Below are 26,295 nucleotides of genomic sequence, written 5' to 3'. Positions count from 1 at the left end.
TGGTGGGTGGTACGGGTGGCGGCGGGCGGCTCAATCCCGCGTGCGGGTGTGTTCCACGGCCCCGCTGGCGGCGTTCACGTACAGCTTGACGCGCGCGCCCTGGGCGTTCTGCGCCTTCACCTTGTAGCGCCCGTGTTCGTGCTCGATCTCGCGGATGTTGCGGTAGCCCGCGGCCTCCACGCGGTCGTAGATCTCGCGCAGGGTGAGCTGCGGCGCGTTGGCGGGGGGCGGCGTCTGCGCCTGGGCCATGCCCAGCGTGAGGGCGGCGCCCGTGGCAAGCGCGAGGATGAAGTGGCGTGCGGTCTTGTGCATGATGGTTGCTCCTGTGCAGGGCCGGGCACCGTGCCTGGCCTGTGGCGAATTCTGGAAAAACCGCCCTGAACCGATGCTGAAGGCCGCGTTCATGCGGCGTTCAGCCGGGCAGGGGTATAAAAGCCCGCCATGCCCCTCCGTGATTCCCTCCGTTTGCGCCGCCTGGCCTGGCCGGTCCTGCTGGCCTGCGCCCTGGGCGCGGGCACGGTCCTGCACGCCGACGACGGCGGCCATGACCACGACCGCGCGCGCCAGGCGCTGGAGCAGGGGCAGGTGCTGCCGCTGCGCACCGTGCTCGACCGCGTCGAGCGCGAGTACCAGGGCCAGGCGCTGAAGGTGGAGTTCGAGCACGACGATGGCCGCTTCATCTACGAAATCCGCCTGCTGCAGCGCGACGGGCGACTGGCCAAGCTCAAGGTCGATGCCGTCGATGGGCGGGTGCTGAAAATCAAGCGCAAGGAACCGTGATGCGCATCCTTGTCGTGGAAGACGAACCCGTGCTGCGCACCCAGTTGGCGCAGGCCATCGCCGCCGCCGGCCACACGGTGGACAGCGCCGCCGACGGCGCCCAGGCGCACTACCTGGGCGAGGTCGAGGACTTCGACGCCGTGGTGCTCGACCTGGGCCTGCCCGTGCTCGACGGCCTGTCGGTGCTGCGGCGCTGGCGCATGGCGGGGCGCAACATGCCGGTGCTGATCCTCACCGCGCGCAGCGCCTGGCAGGAGAAGGTGGCGGGCATCGACGCCGGCGCCGACGACTACCTGGCCAAGCCCTTTCACATGGAGGAACTGCTGGCGCGCCTGCGCGCGCTGCTGCGCCGTGGGGGCGAGCACGCCAGCGCGCAGTGGCAGTGCGGCGCCATCTGGCTCGACACGCGCCAGGCGCGCGTGCTCGCCCACGGCCAGCCGCTGGCGCTCACCAGCCACGAATTCAAGCTGCTGGCGCAGCTCATGCAGCGCAAGGGCGAGGTGCTGTCGCGCACCGAGCTGTCGGAGCACATCTACGCCGAGGGCAGCGACCGCGACTCCAACACCATCGAGGTCTTCGTGGGCCGCCTGCGCAAGAAGCTGCCGCCCGGCAGCATCGAGACCGTGCGCGGCCTGGGCTACCGGCTGGTGGACGCCAGCGCCGCCGCATGAACGCGGCGGCGCCCTCCCGCCCCGGCAGCGGCGGCTCGCTGCGCCTGCGCCTGCTGGCGGGCACGCTGGCCTGGATGCTGCTCACCGTCGCCCTGGCAGGCTGGGGGCTGCGCGCGCTGTTCCAGGAGCACATCACCCAGCAGCTGCAGGCGCAGCTGGTGATGCAGCTCGACCACCTCAGCGGCGCCGTGGACTGGGACGCGGACGCGCGCCTGCGCCTGGCCCCCATGGCGGCCGATGCGCGGCTGAACCAGCCCCTGTCGGGCCTGTACTGGCAGATCGACCGGCTGGGCGCACAGCCCCAGGCGGCGCTGGCGCGCTCGCGCTCGCTCTGGGACCAGACCCTGGCCCTGCCCCCAGCCCCGCGCGCCACGCCGGGCGACCAGGTGCTGGCGCTGCGCGATACCCAGGGCCACGACCTGCTGGCCGTGGCGCGCACCCTGCAACTGCCCGACGACGACGCGCCGCCGCTGCGCCTGGCGGTGGCGGCCGACACGGCGCTGGTGGCCGAGCCCCTGCAGCGCTTCACCCGCATGCTGCTGCTGGCGCTGGGCATGCTGGCGCTGGGGCTGGCCGTGGCCGTGGCAGTACAACTGCAGCTCGCGCTGCGCCCGCTGCAGCAGCTGCGCGCGCGCCTGGCGGCGGTGCGCGGCGGCCAGGCGGCGCAGCTGGAGGGGCGCTTTCCGCAGGAGCTGCAGCCGCTGGTGAACGAGTTCAACCACGTGCTGGCGGAAAACGCCGACATGGTGCAGCGCGCCCGCACCCAGGCGGGCAACCTGGCGCATGCCGTGCACACGCCGCTGTCCATCCTGGCCAATGCCGCCGCGCAAGACGGCGGCCCGCTGGCGCAGCTGGTGGGCGAACAGGTGGCCAGCGCGCGCCGCCAGGTGGACTGGCACCTGGCGCGCGCGCGCGCCGCCGCCGCCGTGCGCGCCACCGGGCTGCGCACGCCGGTACTGGCGCCCGTGCAGGCGCTGCTGCGCACCATGGCGCGGCTGCACGAGGCGCGCGGCGTGCGCTTCACGCTGGCCGCCCAGGCACACGACGGCGCCTTTCGCGGCGAGGCGCAGGACCTGTACGAACTGCTGGGCAACCTGATCGACAACGCCGGCAAATGGGCGCGTGCGCGCGTGGTGGTGGACGTGCGGCGCGAGGGCGCGCAACTGTGCTTCACCGTGGACGACGACGGCCCCGGCATTCCCGAGGCGCAGCGCGAACGCATGTTCCAGCGCGGCGTGCAGCTCGACGAACAGCGCCCCGGCGCCGGCCTGGGGCTGGACATCGTGCGCGCACTGGCCGAGACCTATGGCGGCAGCGTGCAGGCACTGGCCTCGCCCCTGGGCGGCGCGCGGCTGCGCCTGTGCCTGCCGGCCTGTGACTGAGATGAAACAACACCCCCCTGAGGCGCTTCGCGCCTTCCCCCCGCTCTCGCATGGCTGCGCCATGCGGGCAGGGGGACGCCACCAGCGCGGCGGGGCGGCCCTTGCGCGGTGGCCCGCGCATGGGCCGCGCCGGTTTCATGGGCTGCGGGTGGCGCGCAGCGCCATGGAAAACTGAGATGAAACAACACCCCCCTGAGGCGCTTCGCGCCTTCCCCCCGCTCTCGCATGGCTACGCCATGCGGGCAGGGGGACGCCACCAGCGCGGCGGGGCGGCCCTTGCGCGGTGGCCCGCGCATGGGCCGCGCCGGTTTCATGGGCTGCGGGTGGCGCGCAGCGCCATGGAAAACTGATAAGGCCTTGGCAGGCTGCCAAGGCAAGAATTCCATCAAAAAACATAGCTACTCGCGCTGCGTGGGTATGCCCTGAAGCCTTTTTTCTTCATGTTTCGTCCATACAGGTGGCACTTGCACCGGGCACGCGGCACCGCCTGACTCAAGGCGTGCCCAAGGCCTGGTACAACGCCACGCAGTCGGCCAGCTGCTGCGCTTGGGCCTGGGCCAGCAGCAGGGCGGTTTGCGTCACCTGCTGCTGGGCTTGCACCAGTTGTACGTAGCTGGCCGCACCCAGGGCGTAGCGGCGCTGCACGGTGCGCGCGGAACCCTCGGCTGCCGAATCGGCTTCGCGCAGGGACTGCAGGGCCTGCGCGCCGTGGTCCAGGGCACCCAGGGCGTCGGCCACCTGGCGCAATGCCTGCAGCACCACACTCTGGTACTGGCCGCTGGCCGCTTGCAGCGCAGCCAGCGCCGCCGCCTCCTGGCCCTGCTGCGCCGGATTGAAAAGCGGCTGCGCCAGTTGCCCGCCCAGCGCCCACACCGCCGCGCCCGCACCAAACAGAGCGCCACTGGTCAGGGCCTGGCTGCCCAGGTTGGCGCTCAGCTGCAGCTGCGGGTAGCGTCGTGCCACGGTGGCGCCGTGCTCGGCGTGGGCGGCGTGCAACAGCGCCTCGCTGGCCTGGATGTCTGGCCGCTGGCGTACCAGCTGCGAGGGCACACGCAGCGGCAATTGCGCCGGCAGGGTGAAGTCGCCCAACGCGAAAGCATGCAGGGGCTGCATGCCGGGGGGCTGGCCTGCCAGCACGGCCAGCACGTGCTCGGCCTGCTGCATCTGCTGGCGCAGCGGAGGCAGGCTGGCACGGGTTTGTGCAGCCTGGGCCTGCAGTGCCAGGGCTTCGTCGGGCGTGGCCTGGCCCAGGCGCAAGCGCGCCTGGGCGATGTCCGCCTGGGCCTGCTGTTGCTGCGCGAGGGTGTGCGTAGCCTCGACCTGCGCCGCCCAGCGCGCCCGCGCGATGGCGGTGGCGGCAATCTGGCCGGCAAGGGCCTGCCGCGCGGCGGTCTGCTCGTGGCGGCGCCATTCGGTGCGCGCCGCGAGGGCCTGGAGCGTGTGCTGGCTGGCACCCGACAGGTCAAACAGGTAGCGCACCTGCAGGCCCGCGCTGTACAGGCTGAAACTGCGGCCCTCGCCACTTTGCCCCAGGGCAGCAGGGGAGGTGTGCTGGCGCTGCGCGCCGACGGTGGCGTCGAACTGGGGCTGCGCGGTGATGGCCGCTTGGGCGTTCTGCAGGGCCTCGGCCTGGCGCAGCGCCGCCTCGGCGGCGGCCAGCGTGGGGCTGGCGGCCTGGGCCTGGGCGATCAGTGCGCTCAGCGCTGGCGACTGCAGGCTTTCCCACCAGGGGCCGGGCAGTGCCAGTCCCGCGACGCGCGGGGGCGTAGCGGCCCGCTGACGCGGGCCGTCGCTCCAGGGTGCCGGAGCATCATCGGGTGCCACGGCGGCAGGAGGGGCCGCCTCCTGGCGGCTGCTGACGCAGCCCGTCAGCCATGCCGCCAGCAGGCAGCCCAGGGCCATGGTGAGAATGCGGACATGGGCGCCCCCCAAAGGGAGCGACACGACGGGGACAGGAGGACGCATGGTGAGACGTGGAAAGCGTGGGTTAAGCCAAAGGCCGGGCTTGGCCCGCCTCTTCGTGCGTGACCCCGTCGCGGATGTGGTACAGCCGCCGGAACGTCGGGATGATTTTTTCGTCGTGGGTGACGACGACGATGGCGGTGTGGTAAGTGCGCGCCATCTCGCCCAGGATGCGCATCACCGCGAGCGCGCGCTCCGAATCCAGTGGCGCCGTGGGTTCGTCGGCCAGGATCACGGGCGGGCGGTTGACCAGCCCCCTGGCGATGGCCACGCGTTGCTGCTCGCCGCCTGACAGCTGCGCGGGCATGGCGCGCGCGCGGTGCTGCACGTCCAGCGCACGCAGCAGCTCCAGCGCCCGCGCACGCGCCTGGCCGTTGGGCAGGCCGGCCAGCATGGGCAACAGAGCGACGTTATCGGTCACGTCCAGGAACGGAATCAGGTACGGTGCCTGAAAGACGAAGCCGATTTTGTCGCGCCGCAACGCACGCAGATCACGCACCTGCCACCCGTTGTCGTAGATGGTCTGGCCGCCCAGCGTCATGCGGCCCGCAGTGGGGTCGGTGACGGCGCCCAGGCATTTGAGCAGCGAGCTCTTGCCCGAGCCCGAGGGCCCGATCAGGCCCACCACCTCGCCGGGGGCGACCTGCATGTTGACGTCCTTGAGCGCGAGCACCGCGGTATCGCCGCTGCCATAGCGCTTGGACAGGCCCTGTATGTGGATGCCGTGGTGCGGCTCTGTCATGGCCATCTCCTGTCACCCTCCGATGGCTTCGGCGGGGTCGATGCGCAGCGCCACGCGGATGGCAATGACGCTGGCCAGCGCGCACAGCGCCTGCACGGCGAAGAACCCGGCCAGCGAGTCCTGCGGCACCAGCAGCACGTATTTGGGAAAGAACGGCGCGGCGAACGTAGCGCTGACCTTCCCTACGGCAAAACCGATCAGGCCCAACGCCAGGGCCTGCTGCAGAATCATCGCGGCGATGGTCCGGTTCTTGGTGCCGATGAGCTTGAGCACCGCGATCTCGCGGATCTTGTCCATGGTCAGCGAGTAGATGATGAAGGCAACGATGGCCGCGCTCACCAGCGCGAGGATGGCCAGGAACATGCCGATCTGGCGCGCCGAAGTGGCGATGAGCTTGCTGACCAGGATTTCTTGCATCTGCGCCCGCGTGTAGACGCCCAGGCGCACGTAGCGGCGAACCGTGTCGGCGACGGCCTGCGCATCGGCGCCGGGCGCCAGGCGCAGCAGCACCGCGTTCACGGTGCTGCTGCTGGTTTGCGAGGCATCGATCGCTTCGCGCAGGCCAGGCACTCCGGGACGATTGAACGCCGGGTTGGCCGCCGTGCGCTGGCGCTGGCGGTGGATGGCATCGTTGTCCTTGAGGAACTGCGCCTGCTGGGCGTCCTTCAGCGGGATGAACACCATGGGGTCGCCGCTGGAAGACACCATGCGCCGCGTCAGGCCGACCACGGTGTACTGGTTGCGCCGGATCGTCAGCTGCTCGCCCAGCGCAACGCCCGAGGCCATGTCGGCCACGGCCTCGTAGTGGCCGCGGGTGATGTGCCGCCCGGCGACCAGCGCGGGGGGATGGCCAGGCGCGCCCCAGCCGGCGCCTGGGGTGATGCCCACCACCATGGCGCGCACGTCCTTCTGCACCGGCGTGTCGCGGCGCACCTGCATGGTGAAGTAGGTCACGTTGGCCGCTTCGGCCACGCCCTCGATGCCGCGCAGCGTGCGGTAGGCATCGTCGCTCAGGCTGGAGGATTCAGCGTACGGCCCCTGCGTATGCTGCTGCACCACCCACAGGTCGGCGCCGCTGTTGTCCAGCAAGGCCTGGCCGTCGTCAACCATGCCCCGGTACACCCCCGCCATGACCAGCGTGACGCCGATGAGCAGCCCCAGGCCCACCCCCGTGAAGACAAACTTGCCCCAGCTGTGCAGAATGTCGCGGCCCGCGAGGGAAATCATGGCGTGGCCTTGGCCAGTTGGGGCTCCACGCGCACGCGGCTGCGCGGAGTCAGTGCTTTTTCGCTGTAAACGATGATGCGGGCGCCCTCCTCCAGACCCTGCAGTACCTGCACGTTGCCATTCAGGTCAGCGCGTCCCGTGGTGACCGGGGTGAAGTCCAGGCCGCCCGGGCCATAGCGCCATACCCCCCGCTGCGCACCAAGCCGCTGGAGGGCGGCATTGGGCACCACTGGCGTAGCCGGCAGCGCAGGCAGGTCGACCGTGACCTCGGCCAGCTCACCCAACGGTGGCAAAGGCGTGGGCAGTTGCGTGAAAACCACCTTGGCCAGCGTTTCCTCCGTCACGGCGTCCGCCTTGGGCTCCACGCGCAGCACCCGCCCGGGCAACGGTGCACCGGGGTGCGAGCGCAGATGCACTTGCGCCGGCAGGCCCGCGGCAAGGCCCGCGGCGCTGGCCTGGTCGATGCGCAGATGGACCCACAGGCTGTGCGGCGCCACTACTTCCAGAACAGCCTGGCCTGCCAGCACGGTGCTGCCAGGCTCCGCGTCGCGCAAGGTCACCACGCCGTCCGCCGGTGCCAGCAGGCGCAGGTGGCTGCGCTGGCTGCGCAGGGCAGCCGTATCCGCCTGCACCCGGGCGGCCTCCTCGCGCACGGCAGCCAGGGCGGCATCGGCCACGGCCAGCTCCTGGCGCTTGAGCAGCACGGTCTCTTCGCTGGTCGAGCGCGCGGCCTCCAGTTGGGTGTAGCGCTGCGCCTGGGCTGCAGCGAATGCCTGGCGGGCGCTGGCCTCGCGCACGGCCGCGTCGGCGCGTTTGCGCGCCGCTTCCTGGGCGCGGATGCGTTCGTCCAGATCCACAGGGTCCATCGAACCCAGGATCTGGCCTGCGCGCACGGCGTCACCCACGTCCACGGCCAGGTGCTGCAGCCGCCCTGCTGCGGTGGGGCCGATGCGGTATGTCTGCCGCGCCTCCACGGTGCCGATGCCGAACAGCGCGGGCCGCAGCACCTGGCCGCGTACCTCGGCTTCGGTGACGGCCACGGGAGCCAGGGGCCCCGAGCGCAGGGCCACATAGCCCAGCAGCGCGGCCAGGGGCAGCAGCAGGGCTGCCAGCGCCAATGTGCGCCGTTGCAGGGCTGGAAATTTCATGGTGCATCTCCTGCCGGAACCGCAGTAACGGCGCGTCGGTACAACGCGAATACCTGCGCCGCCTGCCGGCGCATGTGCAGGACGTCGCCAGCCAGCATCGATTGCATGACAAGGCCCTGGATGGAGCCAATGAAGAGCGTGACGGCGGTAGCGCAGTCCAGGGTGCCAGAGACCTGGCCCTGGGCCTGGCCTTCGGCCAGCCATTGCTGCAGGCGTGCGCCGTAGTGGCCCAGCAGCGTTTGCACCACGCGCTTGGGGGCGGTCATTTCACTGCGCTGCAGTTCACCGAACAGCATGCGCGGTACGCCAGGATGCTCCACCACGAAGTCTACGTGCGCGAGGAACACGGCCTCCAGCGCCGCCAACGCCCCCCCAAGGGCCTGGGCGGCTTGCGCGGCCTCGTCCACCCGGCTGAGCAGGCGCTCGGCGACCCAGACCATGACGGCCTCGAGGATCGCCTCCTTGGTAGGGAAATGCTTGAACAAAGCACCTTGTGTCACGCCCATGTGCTGGGCAATGGCCGTGGTGGTGATTTCGCTCGGAGGCGTCTGCGCAGCCAGTTGGATGACCGCCTCGACCGTCGCAGCCCGGCGCGCTTCGGCCGACAGGTATTTGGCAGGTGAGTTCATGGCATGAAAGATAGTAACTTATTACTATCTTGTCAATGCCGCGGCAGTCCCATGGGTGCCTATCAAGAAGGCGCTGGCACAATCGGTCGCTTTGCAGCTTTCCGCCGACCGCCCATGTTCACAGGCATCGTCCAAGCCACGGCCACCATCGCCGCCATCCACGACCGCGCGGGCCTGCGCACCTTCACGCTCGACTTTCCCGAGGGCTTCTGCCATCAGCTCGCCATCGGCGCCAGCGTGGCGACGGACGGCGTGTGCCTGACGGTGACCGAGATCCTCTCGCCCACGCAGGCCTGCTTCGACGTGATGCTGCAAAGCCTCAACATCACCACGCTGGGCAGCTACCGTGAGGGTGGCCGCGTGAACGTGGAGCGCGCCGCCAAGGACGGCGCCGAGATCGGCGGCCACCCGCTGTCGGGCCACGTGGATTTCACCGGCACGCTCGTGGAGCGCCGCGAACTGGAGAACAACCTCGTCTGGCGCGTGGCCGTGCCCGAGGCGTTCCGCCGCTACGTGTTCGCCAAGGGCTACATCGCCCTGCACGGCGCCAGCCTCACCGTGGCCGAGGTGAACCGCGCCGAGGGCTGGTTCGAGGTCTGGCTCATCCCAGAGACGCGCCGCGCCACGGTGTTCGAGGACGTACCGGTGGGTGGCTGCCTGAACATCGAGATCGAGCGCAGCACGCAGGTGGTGGTGGACACGGTGCGCGAGGCCGTGCAAGAAAGCCTGGGCCGCCTGGCCCCGGTGCTCGAAGCCTTGCTGCAGGAAAAAGGCCTGTCGCTGGACGACTACCTGCCGCGCCCGCAACTGCCCCGATGAACGCCCTGCCCCGCCCCCTGGCGGCGGCGGACCTGCCCGGCCTGCTGGCGGTGCAGCAGGCATGCTACGGCGCGGCGTTCGCCGAAAGCGCAGACGTCTTCGTGCGCCGCCTGGCCAGCCCGGCGCAGTGCTCGCTGGTGATCGCGCAGGCGGGCCAGGTCGTGGCCTACCTGGCGGCGTACCGCTCCTGCCTGGGCAAGGTCACGCCGCTGCACGGCGATTTCGCGGCCTGCGCGGCCCCCGACACGCTGTACCTGCACGACATGGCCGTGCTGCCCCGCTGTGCCGGCCAGGGCCTGGCCCGCGCGCTGTTGATGCCCCTGTGGGCGCGCGCCCGGGCCGAGGGCCTGCGCCACAGCGCGCTGGTGTCCGTGCAGGGCTCGCAAGGCTACTGGGAGCGCCAGGGCTACGTCCCGCGGGCCGTGCCCGATGCGCGCCAGCGCCAGCACCTGGCCAGCTATGGCGAAGGCGCGGTCTACATGGCGCGCGCGCTGGCGGCGCCATAGCGCGCCATTCAAAGCAAAAAACGGCTCCAACCCTTACCCAGCAAGCGCCAGCAGCTCTCTTTTCAAGAGCATCTATCCGGCTTCAGGCCGAAGCCCCCACGGGCCTTGCCGCACGCGCCGCCACGCCGGCGCCCACGAGCCCCGCCGAGGCCACGCCCAGCACCAGCGCCAGGGCCGAGCCGTAGAAGATGGCGGCGGTCTGCCCCCGGTCGAGCAGCGCGCCGAACAGCGGTGCCGCCACGGCAAAGCCCAGGTCCAGCCCCGAGTAGACCGTGCCGTACACGCGCCCCGTGGCGCCCGGCGGCGCAGCGCGCTTGATGAGCATGTCGCGCGACGGGCCGGCGATGCCGATGCCCGTCCCCGCCAGGGCCACCAGCGCCAGGGCCGCCGCGCCCGGCAGCCAGCCCAGGGCCACCAGCAGCAGCAGCACCGCCGAGGCCAGCAGGCAGGCGCTGATGGTCTTCTCCAGCCGCGCCACGCGCCCCACGATGAAGCCGCCCACCACCATGCCGGCGGCGCTGCACAGCATGTAGCCCGTGACCACCATGGCCGTCAGCGACAGCGGCATGGCGTACATCTGCTGCAGCGCCGGGCTGGCGAAGCTCTGGATGGCGCTCAGCGAGCAGGTGCTCCAGAAGAAGAAGGAAAAGCACAGCCACACCGACGGCAGCCGGAGAAAAGCCAGCGGATGCTCGGGCACCGTGGCGGGCGCGGCCTTGCCGCCCGGCCCGGCGGCCGCGCCCTGGCGGTCGTCGAGCGCGTCGCGGTGCCACACCATGGTGGCCAGGACCAGCAGGGCCAGGGCCGCGCCGCTCAGGCAGGCCACGCGCCACGAGCCCGTGGCCGTGGCAATGCCCGCCATGAACACCGGCGCCGTGGCCCAGCCCAGGTTGCCCGAGATGCCGTGCACCGCGAAGCCGTGGCCCAGGCGCTGCGGCGACACGCGCTTGTTCAGGATGGTGAAGTCCACCGGGTGGAACGGCGCGTTGCCCAGCCCCGCCAGTACCGCCGCCAGCACCAGCCCGGGGTAACCGCCAGCGCTGCCCGCGACCAGGCCCGAGGCCACGAAGCTGCCCAGCGCGCCGAACAGCACCGGGCGCGCGCCCACCCGGTCCACCAGAAAGCCCGCCAGCGCCTGGCCCACGCCGGAGACGATGAAGAACACCGAGAGCAGCAGCCCCAGTTGCGAGTAGCTGTAGCCGAACTCCGCGATCAGGAACGGGAACAGCGGCGGCAGCAGCATGTGGAAGAAGTGCGAGGAGCCGTGCGCCAGGCCGATGAGGCCGATGGTGCGCGCGTCCTGGCGCAAGGCAGGCAGGGGAGCGGATGTCGTCATGGCAGCGATGGTAGGCATGGACGGCTGCGGCCGGTTAGCGACAGCCTGCCAATTAATATCGCGAACATGCCAAACCATGCACCGCCCCGCGCGCCGTCGGGCGCCAGCGTCCCGCCGGTGGACGCGCTCACGCCCCACCTGTTCGAGCCCACCGCGCGCCGCCCGCTGCGCGCCAAGGCGCGCTACCTGCCGGCGGACACGCACGTGCTGCCCCACAGCCATGCCTGGGCGCAGGTGGCGCTGTCCACCGAGGGCGTGGTGCGGCTCACCGCCGCGCGCGGCACGTACATCGTGCCGCCTTCGCGCGCGCTGTGGATTCCGCCCGGCGTGGAGCACGCGGTGACCATGGTGGACGCGGCGCACCTGCACACGCTGTACCTGTACCAGCCGCGCGGGCGCAGCGGGCCGGGCGGCACCGGCGCGCCCGGACCTGCCTGGCAGCAGTGCCGGGTGCTGGAAGTGTCGGCGCTGCTGCACGCGCTGGTGCGCGCCCTCGACACCACGCCCGACAGCGCCAGCCCGCCCGCGCCCGAGGCGCTGCGGCGCGAGCGCCACATCAGCGCCCTGGTGCTCGACGAACTGCGCCGCGCCCGCGCCGTGCCCCTGGGCGTGGCGCTGCCGCGCGACAAGCGCCTGCGCCAGCTGTGCGAGGCAGTGCTGGACGACCCCACGCGCCACGCCACGCTGCAGGGCTGGGCGCAGGACTCGGGCGCCAGCCCGCGCACCGTGGCCCGGCTGTTCCGCCAGGAACTGGGCAGCAGCTTCACCCAATGGCGCCAGCAGGTGGTGCTGGCCAAGGCCGTGGCCCTGGCGGCGGCGCGCACGCCCATGGGCCAGATCGCGGCCGAGCTGGGCTACAACCCCAGCGCCTTCAGCGCCATGGTGCGCCGCACGGTGGGCGTGCCGCCGGGGCGCTTCCTGGGGCAGCAGCCGGTGGAGGCGGTGGTGGATGCATCGCCCTGAAACCATCGGTTCTTTTGGCTTCTGACGCTGATGTGGCAAGCGCTGGAAGCTATCCATTTAATAGCACACACTCAGGACCATGACCGTGCCACCGTTTTCCCACACACTGGCGCCATGAGCACCACCGCCCCCGCCATCCACAGCTACCAGCCCCGCCAGGGCCACGGCCTGCCGCACGATCCGTTCAACGCCATCGTGGGGCCGCGCCCCATCGGCTGGATCTCCACCTGCGACGCGCAGGGCGCGGCCAACCTGGCGCCCTACAGTTTCTTCAACGCCTTCAACTACGTGCCGCCCATCGTGGGCTTCGCCAGCATCGGCTACAAGGACACGGTGCGCAACGTGCAGGCCACGGGCGAGTTCGTGTGGAACCTGGCCACGCGCGACCTGGCCGAGGCGATGAACACCACCTGCGCCGCCGTGCCGCCCGAGGTGGACGAGTTCGTGCTGGCCGGCCTCACGCCGCGGGCCTCCACGCTGGTGCGCCCGCCGCGCGTAGCCGAGAGCCCCGTCACCTTCGAGTGCCGCTGCACGCAGGTGCAGCAACTGCATGGCGCGGACGGCGCGGCGGTGGACACCTGGCTGGTGCTGGGCGAGGTGGTGGCGGTGCACATTAACAAGGCGCTGCTCAGGGACGGCATCTACGACACCGCCAGCGCCGGCCACATCCTGCGCGCGGGCGGGCCGGCGGACTATTTCACGGTCGGGCCGGAGCAGCTCTTCAGGATGCATCGGCCCCGGTGACGCCGGGGCCGCACAGGCCGGCCTGCGGGGCACGGGCCCATTGCTCCGCCCAGGCCCACACCTGCTGCACGCCGTCGCTGCCGTCCGGGCGCTGCAGGCCGTGGTCGGCGCCGCCGATGCGGCGTGCGCAGTACGGCACGGTGCGCAGCGCGGCCATGCGCGCGAATTGCGCGTAGGCGGCGGAGGGCACCAGGGCATCGTCGCCGCCCCATACTTGCAGCAGCGGCCAGGGGCTCCGCACCAGCGGCAGCGCGAGCGGCCAGGTCCACAGGTCGCGCCAGTAGCCCAGGCTGCGGCCCTGCACCACGGCGCCATCAGCCCGGCGGCCGGCCTGGATGCGGCCCAGCTCCGCCCAGCCGTCCTGCGCGCCCAGGCGCTCGGCCTGCAGGGCGCCGGCCTGCTGCGGATCCAGCCCGCTGGCGCCAATCAGCACCAGGCCGGCGAGCTGCGGCACCTCGGGCGCCAGCGCGGGCAGCAGCTCGGCGCCTTCGGAGATGCCCACCAGCAACTGCGGCACGGGCGGCTCGCCCTGGCGCCGCAGCGCATCGGCCCGCAGCGCGGCGCGGGCGTGCGCCAGCCAGGCGGACAGGCGGTCCTGCTGCACGAAGCCACGTGCGCAGTCGCCGGGCGCGGTGCGTGCCTGCGGGTCGACGCCGGGCTTGTGCAGCACCAGCACCTGGGCGTGCAGCAACCCGGCGAAGTAGCGCCCGGCAAACGCCCCCATGCCGGCACAGCCGGACCCGGGCACGACCACGACGCGGTAGCGTAGCGGCGCCACGCGCGCGCCGCGCTCCAGCGCCAGCACCGTGGCGCCATCGCGGCCGGGCAGCGCCTGGGTGCGGAAGCCCGAGGGCGCAGGCCACTCAGGCGCACCGGGCAACTGCGCGCAGCCCCCGAGTGCCAGGAGCGCGCCCAGCAAAAAGGCCAGCCTGGGGCTGGCCTTGCGCGGGGGCGGCGCGGCGGGGGGCATCACTTCAGGATCAGCACCTGCTCCGGCTGCTGCGGCGCCATCGGCTGGCCCGCCGGGTAGGGCATGGGCGGCTGGCCCGGGCGCACGCCGCGCGCCAGGTTGGGGTCGGAGTAGCCCAGTTGCATGGTCAGCTGCTGGTACACGTCCTGCGCCAGCGAGAGCGAGGTCTCGCGCATCACCTTGGCCCGGTTGGGCGGAGCGATGTCGCCGCGGTTGGACAGGATCTTGGTGTCGTTGCCCGCGCCCTGCGCGGAGAAGGCGGCCTTGACCTCGTAGGTCTTGGTGTTGATGAGCGAGAAGTCGGCCAGCAGCTGCAGGCCGTACTGGCGCGTGGCGCTGGTGGTGCCCTGCAGGGGCGAGAGCGCGTCGGTGAAGTCGATGGAGCTGACGGAGCCGAACAGCACGTAGTCGGCGCCGTTGAACTCGCCCTTCTTGATGCGCGCGATCACGTCGGTCACCTGCGGCTGGGCGCGCGGCGTCTGCATCTTGCCGGTCTGCACCTGGTTCAGCACCTGCTCGGCCTTGCTGGGCTGCGGGGCGCCGGCGTCGAACGCCTTGCCCTGCACCAGCTTGAAGTAGGTGCCCTGCAGGAGGGCGCCCTTGATGTCGTTGGTGTAGCCCGCCAGGTCGCGCTGCTCGATGTAGCTGTAGCGCCCGGCCACGTAGGTGCCGCTGGCCTGCGCCGAGGCCTGCATGGACTGCTGGCCCGCGCCGCCGTACATGCCGTGGCTGTGGCTGCCCTGCGCGCTCATCTGGCTGCTTTGCTGGTAGGTGCCGGCGACGAAATACTCCGACACCTGCTGCGCGTACGCCAGGTTGGTGACGGCGATGCGCGGCGCGGCGCCGGGCTGCTGCGCCTGCGCGGCCACGCCCCAGGTCAGGGCCGTGGCGGCCAGCAGGGCGCAGGCGGCGCCCAGGGTGGTTCTGCGTTGCATGGAATGCTCCTTATGCACTGGAATTCGATGGCGCACACATCCCCCAAACCGGCACGGCCCAAGCCAGCAGACGCCGCGCAAGGGCCGCCCCGCCGCGCCGGCGGCGTCCCCCTTCCCGGCGAAGCCGAGAGAAGAGGGAAGGCGCGAAGCGACTCAGGGGGATGCCTCCTTATCTCTTGCTGGTTTTGCGGATTTCCTTTTCGTCCTGCCATTCGATGGTGCCCTCCTCCACGTCGAACAGCTTGAGCGTGAACTTGTAGAACACGTCCTTGGTAGAGGCGCTTTGCTTGACGATGCTGGTCAGCTCGCCTTCGAGCTGGTACTTGGCCGCCGTCATCTGGCCGACCTTGGCGGTGGTGTTCTGCTTGTACAGGCCGCTCTGGTTCTGGCGCTGCAGTTCGTCCACGCCCTGCTGCATTTCGTTGATGGAGCGGGTGAAGCGCACCTTGCCCGACTTGACCAGCGCGGTCTGGATGGAGTTCATCACGTTGGTGGTGTCGATGTACTCGCTGGTCTTGTTCTTCACGGTGGAGATGGTCACCGTGGGGCGGCCCTGGAAGATGCCGGTTTCGAGCAGGCTGCCGGTCATCTTCTCGGCGATCATCTGCAGGTCGCTGGAGCCGAATTCGTTGGTGACCAGCTCGACGCCCTTGGCATCGCCGTAGTTGACCTGGCGGTCGAAGCGGATCACGGGCGAGGACAGGTTCTGGCAGGCGCTCAGGGCCAGGGTGCTGGCGGCAAGCGCCAGGGCGAAGGCGCGGCGCCGGGTGGTTTGCTGCATGTTGGCTTTCTCCTTTGCTGTGCGCTGCGTCAGCGCGGTTCGACGTTCATTTCCAGGCGCAGATCGGCGGCGGCGCTGGTCGGCGCCACGCTCTTGACAGTCTGCATCCCCAGGCCCAGCACGCCGAGCTGCTTCCACGACTCGCCGTCGCCGACCTGGTTGCCCACGCTGTCGAGCCAGCGGAAGCGGTAGTACACCGTGCGGTCGCTGCGGCCGGTGTTGGACAGGTCGGCCTGCACGGTCAGGATGTCGTTCTTGCGCACGAGGCGCATCTCGCGCACGGCAATGCCGTTGGCCTCGCCGCGCAGCGCCACCTTGGCGGCGACGGCGGGCGGCGTGGCGGGGTCGTGCTGCTGCGCCATGGCGGGCGCGGCCGCAAGGCTCGCCGCCAGGACGCTTGCCGCCAAGGAGGTACGAAGAAGGTTCATGGATGGGACTCCCGGTTCTGGAAACAATGCGTCAGTTCGCAGCCGCCGCCTTGGCGGCGCGCTTGCGCGGTGCGGGCTTGGTGGCGGGCGCGGGCGCTGCGGCAGGGGCCGGGACCGCGGCGGGCGCGGGGGCCAGCTTGCCCATCACCGCCACCTGGCCGACGAGCACGCGCTCGCCATAGAAGCGCAGCGGCACCAGCGCGTACTGGCCGTCGATGGTGACGGTGCCTTCGAGCGGGCGGCCATCGATGGCCAGTTGGTGCTCGCCCGGCGGCAGGTAGCCGCGCGCCACGTAGACGCGGCCGGGCAGCATGCGCCACATGCGGTCGTCGGCCTGCTCGGTGGCCACCGAGGCCACGGCGCCGACCAGGGCGCCGAACAGCCCGGCGTTCTTCTGCAACTGGTCCTGCACCACGCCCTTGGCCACGGCGCGCGTCATGCCGCGCAGCATCACGCCGGACATTTCGTCCTTGAGCACGCGGCGCGCCATCACGTTCACGTCGACCACGCGCTCGAGCTTCAAGTCCTGCCCGGCGGCGGACACCTGGGCCAGCAGCGGGTCGTTGGAGGGCTCGATCACCGGGTACGAGATGCTCGCCGTCACCATGCCGCGCCCCGTGGGCACGGGCAGCGTGAAGGCCTGGGACTTGCGCGCCGGGGCATCGCCCGCCTCGACGAGGAAGAGCACGTCGGTCATGCGCTGGCGGCGCTTCCAGGTAAAGCTGGCGCGCTTGTCCAGGCCGCGCAGCCCCTCTTCGAGCACCGCCGTTTCCGGCTTGAGTTCGATGGCCTTGCGGTAGCCCGGCGCGGCTAGGCCCGGCTCGTTCATGACCTCGTACAGGTAGCCCGAGAGGTAGTGGCTCAGCGCGTTCTGGTAGCCGTTCTTCAGCGCCAGCACCTCGGGGTCGTTCAGGGTCTCGACGGGGTAGCCGTCCAGTTCCTTGCCGCCCTTGGTGGCGCCCTTGGACTGCGCCTCTTCCTCAGCGGCGGCCATTTCCTTGGCGCGGAATTCGGCGATCACGGCCTCGCGCTCGTGCGTGCGCTTGATGTCCACGCGCGCACTCTCCAGGTCGCCCAGGGCCACGCGGTTCAGCGCCAGGCGGGTGGTGAGGAACACCTTCTCGTAGTCCTGGCCCTCGTAGCTCTTGAAGCGTTCGCTGATCAGGGCGGCGCCCATGGTGCCCATGAGCTGGCCGGGGTTGAGCTTGGCGGTTTCCTCCCACTCCTTGACGCGCGCATCGGCCACCATGAACGACTGGATGCTGTCCTCGTAGCGGTTGTCTAGGCGCAGCAGTTCGCCGCGCTCCAGGTTGTAGAGCAGCGCCTTCTTGTCGTCGTCCGACTTGGCCGACGCGTCCAGGCGCGCCAGGGCGGCGGGAATGCCTTCCGAGCGGCTGGAAGTCTGGACTTCCGTGGCCAGCTGGTCATGGCTTTGCATGGTGGCGCAGCCGGCGAGCGACGCGCTCAGCGCCAGTGCGCCCCACAGGCGGGTGCGCGACATGGTTTTTGGATGCATGGATTCTCCTTGCGGGTAATACGACGGCGAATAGGGACGGCGGCCCGACGCACTCCCACACCCGATCCGCCGCGTGCAGCGCAGCCACGGCAAGGCGCGTTTCTCACCAGGAAAGAAACCGGCTCCTTCATGCATCCCCTCTCCGATGCGATGAATGAATCCGGCGATAGCGTCCCGTTTCGATTGGTTTTATGGTCTGTGACGGCCGGTTTGAAAAACCGGGCGTTACTGTAGCAAACCCTTTCTCACGAACCGTGTGAAATTTGTCTACACCCGTAACGGCAGGCGATAAACCCACACCATGCGCCCGCCCTCGCGCACCGGCCGCTGCGCCTGCGGCGCCACGCCGGGCAGGGGAAACTCCAGGCTCACCAGCCAGCTGCCCGGCGCCATTTCACCGGCCTTGACCAGGGCGCGGGTCATGCTCTCGGGCCGCTGGAACAGGTAGACCAGCTGGTAGCCGCTCCAGTCGGCGAGCCAGATGTCGCCCTGGCGCACGCGCGCCCAGGGGCTGCGCAGCGCGCACAGCCAGCGCAGGGGCCAGCTGCGTTCCAGCCCGTCGAGCCGGGCCTGCGGATAGGCCTGGCGCAGCGCGCGCAGCCCGTCGCCCAGGCCGCACCCCGCATCGAGCACGCGCGCGCCGGGCGGCAGCGGCACCAGCGCTTCCAACCCCTGCAGCGCGCCCGCAGGCGTGGGGAACAGGGGCGCATCGCGCCAGGCGTTGAGCGGGTACACCGCGAGCAGCAGGGCCAGCGGAATCAGCCAGGCCCAGGCGGGCAGCGCGGCGGCCCCCGCCAGCGACAGCGACAGCGGAAAGCCCAGTGCAATCAGCACCCGGCGCCACCAGCGCGCGCCCCAGAGGCTGGCCAGGGTGCCCAGCGCGCAGCCCGCCAGCAGGGCCGCCAGCGCGCCCGCGCGCGGCAGCAGCAGCGCGTGCAGCGCCCAGGCGCCGGCCCAGGCGATGAGTGCGGGCGCGGGCCAGGGCAGGCGCATGGGCCGGGGGGAAGCGTCAGTCAGAACGTGTGAATGAATCCGGCGTGACCGAGCGGCGCGCCAAAACGCGGCCCCTCAAGGCGCAAAGCGCAGCCATAGCGCGGGCTATGGCGAGCATTTGCAACGCAGAGGGGGCGTGTTTTGGCGTGATGAGCGGGCATGTCGTTCACACGTTCTCAGCGCGCAGGCGCTCGATCAGGCCGTTGAGCGCATCGAGCGAGCCGAACTGGATGGCCAGCTCGCCCATTTCCTCGGTGCGGCCGCCGCGCTTGACGCGCTTTTTCACGCGCACCTCGACTTCGGCCATGAGCAGGTCGGACAGCTCCTCTTCCACGCGCTTGAGGTCGCGCGACTTCTCTTTCTTGGGCTTTTGCGGCAGCAGCTGGAATTCGGCCCCGAGCTTCTTCACCAGGCTTTCGGCCTCGCGCACCGAGAGCTTCCTGGCGGCGATCTGGTTGCCTGCGGTGATCTGCGTGGCCCGGTCCAGCGCCAGCAGCGCGCGCGCATGGCCCATGTCGATGTCGCCCGCCATGAGCATGGTCTGCACCGGATCGGCCAGGTTCAGCAGGCGCAGCAGGTTGCTGGCGGCGCTGCGCGAGCGGCCCACGGCCTGCGCGGCCTGCTCGTGCGTGAGGCCGAACTCGCGCACCAGGCGCTGCAGGCCCTGCGCCTCTTCGAGCGGATTCAGGTCTTCGCGCTGGATGTTCTCGATCAGCGCCATGGCGGCGGCGGCCTCGTCGGGCACCTCGCGCACCAGCACCGGCACCGCGTCCAGGCCCGCCAGGCGCGAGGCGCGGAAGCGCCGCTCGCCCGCGATGATTTCGTACTTGCCGGCATGCTCGCCGCCGGTGAGCTTGCGCACCAGTATCGGCTGCATGATGCCCTGGGCCTTGATGCTCTCGGCCAGCTCGTACAGCGCGCCTTCGTCCATGCGCGTGCGCGGCTGGTAGATGCCGGGCACGAGCTGGTCCAGCGCCAGCGTGCTGGGCAGGCCCGCCTGCGCGGCCTCGGCCGGCCCGGCCTTGTCCTCGACCTTGGGGCCCAGCAATGCTTCGAGGCCGCGCCCGAGGCCCTTGGGTTTCTTGGTGACCATGCGTGTCTTTCAGTCCTTGTCTGTCAGCGATTGGAGCAGCGCCCGGCCCTCGGGCCACGCGCCCAGCCCCGATTCGGCATTGATGTGCCCGCGCGCGCCGGCATCGACGAAGCGCGCGCCCCAATCCGCCGCCAGCGCCTGTGCGCGCTCGAAGCTGCAGTACGGGTCGTCGCGGCTGCCCACCAGCACCGACGGGAAAGGCAGGCGCTGGCGCGCGATCGGCGCCCAGCCACCGAGCTGCGGCGCCAGCGCGGGCCGCTCCACGTCGCCCGGGGCCACCAGCAGCGCGCCGCGCACCTTGTGCGCATGGCGCGTGTGCGCCGCCCACCAGGCCGTGAGGATGCAGCCCAGGCTGTGCGCCGCCAGCACCACGGGGCCGGGAGCATCGGCCACCACTTCCTCCAGCCGCGCCGACCAGTCGCCGCGCAGCGGGCGCACCCAGTCGTGCTGCTCCACGCGCCGGTCGCCATGCAGACTCTCCCACGCAGTCTGCCAGTGGCCGGGGCCGGAGTTCTGCCAGCCGGGCAGGAGCAAGATGGTGGAAGACTTCATTGCTATTTTTTCAGGAGCTGCTTGCGCTTGGTGGACGGGCGTTGGAGGCTTTTTTCATGATGAATCGCCAGCCGGTATTCTGCCCGAGGCGCAAAGCACATCGCCGCCGCATGCACCCAGGCATGGCGGCGGCGATGGGGATCGGCGCTCCTCAGCGCCTTTCAGCGCTCAGGACAACCGTTCAAGGACGGCGGCGCAACCGGGTACCGGCAAAGCCCATCAGCAGCAAGGCCATCAAGGCCAGGCCGATGTTATCGAGCACGGGGATGGACTTCGTGGTGGTTTCGCCGGGGCCCGGAACCTTCGACTCGGCACAGCTTTCGTTGTTCGCTGGGTCCTTGTCGCCGGGGGCCTGTACCCGGGCGCAATTGCGCAGCGTGGTGCCGCGAACGTCCGCCATCAGCGTGGCGGTGAACGTGAGGGTCTTCGTTTCCTTGGCGGCCAGGGTGCCCACGTTGCAGGTCACCACGCCGGCGGAAGCCGTGCAGCCATCGGGCGATGCCAGGAAGTTCAGCCCGGTGGGCAGCGTGTCGGTGATCACCACGTTCTGGCCGGCCACGGTACCGTGGTTGGTGGCCTGCAGCGTGTAGGTCAGGGTCTGGCCGACGTTGATCGTGGCCATGTTCACCGTCTTGACCAGGCCGACGTCCAGGTCGCTCACGGGCACGCCGGGGGTCTCGTCTTCGTTGTTCGGATCCACCGGGTCGCCCAGGCTGGTGATGGTGGCCTTGTTGACAACGACCGTCTGGCCCGGGGCAATCGCGTTCACCGTCACGGTGAAGTCGAAGGTCCGTGAAGCGCCTGCGTTCAGGTCGGTGACCGTGCACTCCAGCGTGCGGGTGGCTGCCGTGTAGCTGCAGCCGGAAGGCGCAGCGCCCGCCAGTTCCAGCCCCACGGGCAGAACGTCGACCACCTTGGCATTGCCGTTCACCAGGTGCTTGACCGTTTCCTCGTTCTTCACGGTCAGCCGGTATGCAATCTGGCCACCCACCTCGACGTTGCCGCTGGTGGGGCTGGTCACGGTCTTCTTGATCGACAGGTCGACATCGCGCAAGTCGGCGGGATCGACCTGGCCCTGGTCGTAGGCCGAGGTGCGGTCCTTGACCGTGTTGTCCTTGCTCACGTCCTTGCCGCCATCCAGGTACTCGGCATCGGCGCTCACGGTGGCCTCGTGCAGGATGGTGCCCACGGGAATGCTGCCGTTGTTGATGGCCGTGGCTTTCATCGAGAACTTGATCACCGCCGATTCGCCAGGTGCCAGCCAGGGGAAATTGCACTTCAGCCCGGTCGCGACAAACGCGCAGTTGCTGGGATCAAAGCGGTTGGGGTTCGTGGACGCGACCACGCTATCGACCATCGCGGAGAGCGGATCGAAGGTCGCGGTGGAGCCCGGGGCAGGGAACACGTCCATCATCTCCACATTGGTGGCGTAGGAGGTGGACTCGCCGCTGTTCGTCACCGTGATGGTGTACTGGGTCTGGCCGTTCAGCGGCAAGCCGTCGTTGGTATGGCCCATGGTGATGAGCACATTCAGCTTGGGCTGGTCCAGCGTGACCGTCTTGTCGGTCCTGTTGTCCGTGCCGCTGGCGCTCAAGGGGATGGTCTCCAGCGTGGTGGTGTCCACATAGGCATTGTTTTGCACCGATGCCGGATAGCCCACGGTGGCCGAGCGCAGCGCGTACTTCACGTTCTTCGTCGTGTTGCTGGCGTTGAAGGTGGCCGCCGCCCCCGTCCAGGCGCAGGTCATCTCGCGGTTGGCACTGGTTACCACCAGGCCCGCGGCAATGGTGTCGCCGTTGGCCAATGTGCAGGTGCCACTGCTGATGGTGGGCGCGGTCACCCAGATCATGCCCAGCGGCAACGTGTCCACCACCTTCACGGCCGTGGCCTTGGATGGCCCCTTGTTGGTCGCGTTCAGGGTGTATTCGATCTTCTGGCCGGCAAGCGCACTGCCGGGTGCGGCCTGTTTCTCAGCCGTCATGTTGGTCAGCGCCGTGAGCGTGACGTCCGCGGAATCCTTGTTGTTGTCGCTGTCGTATTCAGCGGTATCCGGAGAGCTGACAGAAGCGGTGTTCGTGATCTTGTTCGTCTGGTTCGCACTGCTGGTGGGGTCCACATACTGGCGCGCCTTGATCGTGACCGTGTATTCGTCGCTACCGACGGGCACATCGTGCAAGGTGCATTTCACTTCCAGCGCATCCGCATTGTTCGCGACATTGCTGTAAGTGCAGGGATCGGCCGTCACGGTGGTCGGCGTAGGCAATTGAACCGTGGCCTCCACGAAGCGGTTGTTCGCATACCTGGGAGCGCCCGTCACCGGATCGGCATCCGGGCTGGTATTCCTGTTCAGGAGGTTGTCCACCACATCGGTGATTTCCACAGTCTTGGCCGTCTGAAAATCCGCTGGATTTGCTGGTGGCACCGTGACAGGCACAGCATTCTTCACCTTCAGCGTGTACACCACCTCGGAACCAGAGACACCGTCACCATGGGCAAAGCCGGGCGTGACCGCTGCCGCCTTGGTAATGGACAGGTCCGCATGCAGGTCTGACAACTTGATCTCGTGGTTGTTCGTCAAGATCGTCGGGGTTGCGCAGTCGCGGTTTGCAGGACACGTCACCTTGGCCTGGTTCGCAATCGTGGCCCATTGGCCCGAGCTGATATGCGCCTTGACTTTCAGGTACAGGTCATTAGCGCCCCTGGCGGCGATGCCGGCCGTCAGCGTACAGGTCACCGTCTGCGGCGTGCTTGCCGACCAGCCCGCCGGGATTGCCGAGCACGACCAGGCACCCGCGGCCTCCATGTACTCCAGTTGGCCGTCCAGCACATCCGTCAAGGTGATGGTCTGGCCAGACTGCACGGGGATATCGCTGTCGTTGTGCACCTTGATTTCATAGTAGAACTCGTCCCCGTCGGCAATCACGCCCGCCGCGGTGTCGTTCGCCGGGTTGGGGGTACCGCCCGCAGCCTTGTACGCGGCCTTGGCGGTGCTCAGGGAAATCTGGTTGGTGACGGTCAGGTCGGCCCTGGAGGTGTTGTTGGTGCCTGGCGAAGGTTCGTTGGCAACCGCCAGAGTGGCCTGGTTTTGCAGCACGGCCTTGCCGCCAGCCAGCGGCACGCTCGCAACGTCCACCTGCGCCTTGAACTTGAGGTCGGGCAGGTTCGCGTTCTGGGTGACCGCGTTGTCGAACGTGCAGACGACGTTCTGGCCGCTGGAGCCCGCACAATCCCACGCCGTCGGCGTCACGACGCCATCGAAGGTTACGTTCGCGGGCAGGGTGTCGGTGATCGTGATGCCTTGGGGTATCAGCAAGCCGGAATTGCGGGTGGCCGTCAGGGTGTAGGTCACACTGGCCGGACTGGCGCCCTGCTTGTCCACGACCGAGGGGGCGACGGTTTTCACCAATGCCATGTCCAGCTGGTTGTTGGGCGTCAGCTTGATCGTTGCGTCATCGGTGTTGTTGTCCGGATAGGCATCCAGGAAGCTCACGCCTCCCGCCGTCTGGCCCGAGACCGATACCAGGGCCGTGGTATCGCCGGAACTGGCGTTCACCAGCACCGGAATGGTGAGCAACGGCAGGTTGGTATTCTTGGGAACCACCGCCGACGCGGTGTACGTGCAGTCGTACACGGGCACGGGTGGGGTTGCGCTGTTGTCCGTACCCGCGACACATGTCCAGGCATTTCCGGGAGACGAAGGAGAGCCCTGGAACGTGGTGCCCGCCGGCTGGGAAAAGCGCACCGTGGCTTTTTCACCAGGATTCAGGTCGAACGCATAGGTGGCATTGGTGTTGCGGGCCTGGAGCTGGTAGTTCACCACGCTGCCCTGCTGGTGCGTGCTGTTGTCGGCAGGGCCGGTGATGGCCACGGCCAGATCGGCACGCTTGTAGGTGGTGATGTTGCGTTCGATGTCGTTGCTGTTGCCCGCGTTCGGATCGGTATTGTCGAGCGCGGTGATCGTCGCCTTCGCGGCGTGGTCGGTCCCTTCGTCCGGCAGGATGACCTTGAAGTCGATCGGCACCTCGGCATCCGACGTCAGGGCCGGGATGGCGCAAGTGATGACGGCCGAGCCAATGGGCTGGCCCACGCTGGGCTGCCCGGTGCAAACCACCCCGGAGCCGCCAGGTACGTCAATTCCCTGGAAGATGGCCGTGGCAGGCAGTTTCTGCGTGAGCGTGGCATTGCCCACCGAAAGGCTGCTGCCGTTGATCTTGGACTTGGCACGGTACACGAACGTGCCGCCCACAGGGGCGTCAACGACATCGGATGTCGTATTGACGGGCCCGCCCACTTGGAAAGCATCGTGGTTGACCAGAAGGTCATACGAGGTTGCCGCATACGCAGTGCCACCCGCCATGCCCAGAACAGGCACCACCAGCAGGGAGAACCAGGAACGCACACGGCGCGGGGAGGGCGGGGCCTGGGGTGAAACGGCCGGCAATGCTTGCCCAAAGGACTGCATGGGCGGCGCGACGGCAGCATGGTTGTGATGTCTTGGCATGGCTGGGCTTTCTGAAGACCGCCGGAGCCCTTGCATGCACGTCTACGTGTGGAACTCCGGCGAGAAAATGCAATCGCGGTCACCGCAGATTGCGTCTGGCCCGAAGTCTAGGCAGCCTCCCCTATGGCTCGCCATACACCATCACTCACAAATACTCACAAATCACAATGGTTTGCAATTGGGGAAAATACGTATGCTTACATACGCTGAATGCGTTCCACCATCTCCTGGGCGAATTCGACGAAGGCCTGGCTTCCCTTGGCTGAAGGGTCGAAAACCACCCCGGGCAAGCCATAGCTGGGCGCCTCGGCCAGGCGCACGTTGCGCGGGATGACGGTGTTGAACACCTTGTCGCCGAAATGCCCCTTGAGTTGCTCGCTCACCTGGGCCTGCAGCGTGATGCGCGGGTCGTACATCACACGCAGCAGGCCGATGATCTGCAGGTCGGGGTTGAGGTTGGCGTGCACCTGCTTGATGGTGTTGACGAGGTCGGTCAGCCCTTCAAGCGCGAAATACTCGCACTGCATGGGCACGATGACGCCATGCGCGCTGCACAGGCCGTTGAGCGTGAGCATGGAGAGGGACGGCGGACAGTCGATCAGCACGAAGTCGTAGTCCACCTGCACGGCATCGAGCGCGGCCTTCAGGCGTTTCTCGCGCCGCTCCAGTTCGACCAGTTCCACCTCGGCTCCGGCCAGCTCGCGGTTGGCGCCCAGCACGCGGTAGCCGCCAGGCCCGGACGCGACCGCCGCCTCCTGCACCGAGGCCGATTCGAGCAGCACGTCGTACACCGACAGCTGCAGGCCGCGCTTGTCCACCCCCGAGCCCATGGTGGCGTTGCCCTGCGGGTCGAGGTCGACCAGCAGCACGCGCTGGCCGATCCTGGCCAGGCCCGCCGCGAGGTTGACGGTGGTGGTGGTCTTGCCGACGCCACCCTTTTGGTTGGCGATGCAGAAAATCTTGGCCATGCGATGGACTTACCTGGAAATGGCCAGCTTGACGCCGAAGCCGATGAGAAACACGCCCGCGGTCTTTTCCAGCACGCGCGCGATGGCGGGATTGGCGCGCATGCGCTCGGCCAGGTGGTGCGTGAGCAGCACCACGGTCAGGCTGTAGAGGAAGGTCAGCACGGCGATGGTCACGGCCATCACCCCGAACGTCAGCAGCCCCTGGTGCCGCGCCGGATCGACGAACAGCGGGAAGAACGCCATGTAGAACACGATGGCCTTGGGGTTGAGCAACGTGATGACAGCCCCCTGCCGGAAGTAGTGGCGCGGCTCCATGCGCAGCACCGGAGCGCTGCCGGGCTTGGCCGTGAGCATCCGCAAGCCCAGCCACGCCAGGTAGGCCGCGCCCAGCCACTGCACGGCATGGAAGGCCGCCGGATAGGCGGCCAGCAGCGCCGCCACGCCCGCCACCGCGGCCCACATCAGCACCTGGTCGGCCGCGATCACGCCCAGCCCGGCTGCCAGGCCCGCGCGCACCCCGCCCTTGCCGGTGGAGGTGATAAGGGCCAGGTTGCCAGGACCGGGGATGGCCAGGAACAGGATGATCGCGGCGACGAACGCGCCGTAGTCAGCAATGCCGAACATGATGGGGAACCCTTCGAGCGTCGCG

At 69.3% G+C, this 26,295-nt stretch carries 25 protein-coding genes; 7 read left to right on the top strand and 18 right to left on the bottom strand.

All coding sequences use genetic code 11. The features are described 5' to 3' along the window. Positions 1–30: 30 nt before the first annotated feature. Entirely contained in the window at positions 31–312 is a 282-nt protein-coding gene (locus YS110_14590) for a PepSY domain-containing protein (protein UJB65896.1), read from the bottom strand. A gap of 129 nt (positions 313–441) precedes the next feature. Here YS110_14590 and YS110_14585 point away from each other — a divergent pair, with 129 nt between their 5' ends. Genes YS110_14585 through YS110_14575 form a run of 3 tightly spaced genes read left to right on the top strand, consistent with a single transcriptional unit; the run spans position 442 to position 2,833 of the window. After that, positions 442–780, top strand: a complete 339-nt coding sequence (locus tag YS110_14585) for a PepSY domain-containing protein (protein UJB65895.1) — start codon at positions 442–444, stop codon at positions 778–780. Further along, positions 780–1,451, top strand: coding sequence for a response regulator transcription factor (locus YS110_14580; GenBank protein ID UJB65894.1), 672 nt, complete (start codon positions 780–782; stop codon positions 1,449–1,451). The genes YS110_14585 and YS110_14580 overlap by 1 nt, the downstream gene beginning before the upstream one ends. After that, positions 1,448–2,833: a sensor histidine kinase gene (locus YS110_14575; GenBank protein UJB65893.1), complete on the top strand. Its 1,386-nt coding sequence runs from the start codon at positions 1,448–1,450 to the stop codon at positions 2,831–2,833. Before YS110_14580 ends, YS110_14575 begins: the two co-directional genes overlap by 4 nt. 492 nt (positions 2,834–3,325) lie before the next feature. On the opposite strand, the gene YS110_14570 is transcribed toward YS110_14575, so the two are convergent. Genes YS110_14570 through YS110_14550 form a run of 5 tightly spaced genes read right to left on the bottom strand, consistent with a single transcriptional unit; the run spans position 3,326 to position 8,541 of the window. Continuing rightward, positions 3,326–4,798 carry an efflux transporter outer membrane subunit gene (locus YS110_14570; GenBank protein ID UJB65892.1) on the bottom strand — a complete coding sequence of 491 codons (1,473 nt, stop codon included), beginning with the start codon at positions 4,796–4,798 and terminating at the stop codon, positions 3,326–3,328. 22 nt (positions 4,799–4,820) lie between these two features. After that, positions 4,821–5,543, bottom strand: coding sequence for an ABC transporter ATP-binding protein (locus YS110_14565; GenBank protein UJB65891.1), 723 nt, complete (start codon positions 5,541–5,543; stop codon positions 4,821–4,823). 6 nt (positions 5,544–5,549) lie between these two features. After that, positions 5,550–6,764, bottom strand: coding sequence for an ABC transporter permease (locus YS110_14560; GenBank protein ID UJB65890.1), 1,215 nt, complete (start codon positions 6,762–6,764; stop codon positions 5,550–5,552). Then, a complete protein-coding gene (locus YS110_14555) occupies positions 6,761–7,912 on the bottom strand; it encodes an efflux RND transporter periplasmic adaptor subunit (GenBank protein UJB65889.1) in 1,152 nt (383 codons plus the stop codon). The genes YS110_14560 and YS110_14555 overlap by 4 nt, the downstream gene beginning before the upstream one ends. Further along, a complete protein-coding gene (locus tag YS110_14550) occupies positions 7,909–8,541 on the bottom strand; it encodes a TetR/AcrR family transcriptional regulator (GenBank protein ID UJB65888.1) in 633 nt (210 codons plus the stop codon). The genes YS110_14555 and YS110_14550 overlap by 4 nt, the downstream gene beginning before the upstream one ends. A gap of 114 nt (positions 8,542–8,655) precedes the next feature. Here YS110_14550 and YS110_14545 point away from each other — a divergent pair, with 114 nt between their 5' ends. Together YS110_14545 and YS110_14540 are read left to right on the top strand one after the other, a co-directional pair. Continuing rightward, complete coding sequence (locus tag YS110_14545; protein ID UJB65887.1) at positions 8,656–9,360, top strand: riboflavin synthase subunit alpha; 705 nt, start codon at positions 8,656–8,658, stop codon at positions 9,358–9,360. After that, positions 9,357–9,866 carry a GNAT family N-acetyltransferase gene (locus YS110_14540; GenBank protein ID UJB65886.1) on the top strand — a complete coding sequence of 170 codons (510 nt, stop codon included), beginning with the start codon at positions 9,357–9,359 and terminating at the stop codon, positions 9,864–9,866. The genes YS110_14545 and YS110_14540 overlap by 4 nt, the downstream gene beginning before the upstream one ends. Before the next feature lie 82 nt (positions 9,867–9,948). Here the strand turns inward: YS110_14540 and YS110_14535 are convergent, their stop codons facing one another. Next, positions 9,949–11,220, bottom strand: a complete 1,272-nt coding sequence (locus YS110_14535) for an MFS transporter (protein ID UJB65885.1) — start codon at positions 11,218–11,220, stop codon at positions 9,949–9,951. 48 nt (positions 11,221–11,268) lie between these two features. Between YS110_14535 and YS110_14530 the strand changes: the two genes are divergently transcribed. Together YS110_14530 and YS110_14525 are read left to right on the top strand one after the other, a co-directional pair. Then, a complete protein-coding gene (locus YS110_14530) occupies positions 11,269–12,165 on the top strand; it encodes a helix-turn-helix transcriptional regulator (GenBank protein ID UJB65884.1) in 897 nt (298 codons plus the stop codon). Positions 12,166–12,279: 114 nt separating this feature from the next. Further along, positions 12,280–12,909: a flavin reductase family protein gene (locus YS110_14525; GenBank protein UJB65883.1), complete on the top strand. Its 630-nt coding sequence runs from the start codon at positions 12,280–12,282 to the stop codon at positions 12,907–12,909. Here the strand turns inward: YS110_14525 and YS110_14520 are convergent. From YS110_14520 to YS110_14470, 11 genes are all read right to left on the bottom strand, one after another. Further along, a complete protein-coding gene (locus tag YS110_14520; protein UJB67465.1) occupies positions 12,887–13,879 on the bottom strand; it encodes an alpha/beta hydrolase in 993 nt (330 codons plus the stop codon). The genes YS110_14525 and YS110_14520 overlap by 23 nt on opposite strands. Then, positions 13,879–14,814 (bottom strand): hypothetical protein, encoded by a 936-nt coding sequence (locus tag YS110_14515; protein ID UJB65882.1) that lies wholly within the window; start codon positions 14,812–14,814, stop codon positions 13,879–13,881. Before YS110_14515 ends, YS110_14520 begins: the two co-directional genes overlap by 1 nt. Positions 14,815–14,983: 169 nt before the next feature. Beyond that, positions 14,984–15,595: a penicillin-binding protein activator LpoB gene (gene lpoB, locus YS110_14510; GenBank protein UJB65881.1), complete on the bottom strand. Its 612-nt coding sequence runs from the start codon at positions 15,593–15,595 to the stop codon at positions 14,984–14,986. A gap of 29 nt (positions 15,596–15,624) precedes the next feature. Further along, entirely contained in the window at positions 15,625–16,023 is a 399-nt protein-coding gene (locus YS110_14505; GenBank protein ID UJB65880.1) for a YcfL family protein, read from the bottom strand. 31 nt (positions 16,024–16,054) lie between these two features. After that, positions 16,055–17,539 carry a hypothetical protein gene (locus tag YS110_14500; GenBank protein ID UJB65879.1) on the bottom strand — a complete coding sequence of 495 codons (1,485 nt, stop codon included), beginning with the start codon at positions 17,537–17,539 and terminating at the stop codon, positions 16,055–16,057. A 267-nt stretch (positions 17,540–17,806) separates the two neighbouring features. Next, positions 17,807–18,532 (bottom strand): class I SAM-dependent methyltransferase, encoded by a 726-nt coding sequence (locus YS110_14495; protein ID UJB65878.1) that lies wholly within the window; start codon positions 18,530–18,532, stop codon positions 17,807–17,809. A 166-nt stretch (positions 18,533–18,698) separates the two neighbouring features. Next, positions 18,699–19,625: a ParB/RepB/Spo0J family partition protein gene (locus YS110_14490; GenBank protein ID UJB65877.1), complete on the bottom strand. Its 927-nt coding sequence runs from the start codon at positions 19,623–19,625 to the stop codon at positions 18,699–18,701. A gap of 9 nt (positions 19,626–19,634) precedes the next feature. Continuing rightward, on the bottom strand, positions 19,635–20,177 hold the full coding sequence (locus YS110_14485) for a serine hydrolase family protein (GenBank protein ID UJB65876.1): 543 nt from the start codon (positions 20,175–20,177) through the stop codon (positions 19,635–19,637). A gap of 181 nt (positions 20,178–20,358) precedes the next feature. Further along, the gene (locus YS110_14480; protein ID UJB65875.1) at positions 20,359–24,576 is read right to left on the bottom strand and encodes an IPTL-CTERM sorting domain-containing protein; all 4,218 of its coding nucleotides are present in this window, start codon (positions 24,574–24,576) and stop codon (positions 20,359–20,361) included. Between the two features lie 299 nt (positions 24,577–24,875). Further along, positions 24,876–25,646: a ParA family protein gene (locus YS110_14475; protein ID UJB65874.1), complete on the bottom strand. Its 771-nt coding sequence runs from the start codon at positions 25,644–25,646 to the stop codon at positions 24,876–24,878. Between the two features lie 9 nt (positions 25,647–25,655). Beyond that, a complete protein-coding gene (locus YS110_14470) occupies positions 25,656–26,270 on the bottom strand; it encodes a LysE family translocator (protein UJB65873.1) in 615 nt (204 codons plus the stop codon). Between the last annotated feature and the right edge of the window lie 25 nt (positions 26,271–26,295).

The sequence above is a fragment of the Acidovorax sp. YS12 genome (assembly GCA_021496925.1).
GTDB lineage: Bacteria > Pseudomonadota > Gammaproteobacteria > Burkholderiales > Burkholderiaceae_C > Paenacidovorax.
The sequence above is the reverse complement of the archived record's forward strand: the minus strand, read 5'-3'. Positions and strand labels throughout refer to the sequence as shown.